Annotated in this window: 1 tRNA gene; it reads left to right on the top strand. The window is 55.2% G+C overall.

Going from position 1 to position 210, the window contains the following annotated elements:
* Nucleotides 1-127: 127 nt before the first annotated feature.
* Nucleotides 128-204, top strand: a tRNA-Asp gene (locus OGV89_RS00740).
* The last annotated feature ends 6 nt before the right edge of the window (nucleotides 205-210 follow it).

Below are 210 nucleotides of genomic sequence, written 5' to 3'. Positions count from 1 at the left end.
CTCAGAAGTGAAACGCCGTAGCGCCGATGGTAGTGTGGGGTCTCCCCATGCGAGAGTAGGGAACTGCCAGGCATCAAATTGCAGTAAACCGGGATGAAGAATCCGGGTAGTGACAAAGAAATTCGGTGGAGCGGTAGTTCAGTTGGTTAGAATACCTGCCTGTCACGCAGGGGGTCGCGGGTTCGAGTCCCGTCCGTTCCGCCACTTATT

This window comes from Citrobacter sp. Cf125 (assembly GCF_030333935.1).
Taxonomy (GTDB): domain Bacteria; phylum Pseudomonadota; class Gammaproteobacteria; order Enterobacterales; family Enterobacteriaceae; genus Citrobacter; species Citrobacter freundii.
Note: the sequence above shows the minus strand (reverse complement) of the source record. Positions and strands in the feature narration are given on the sequence as shown.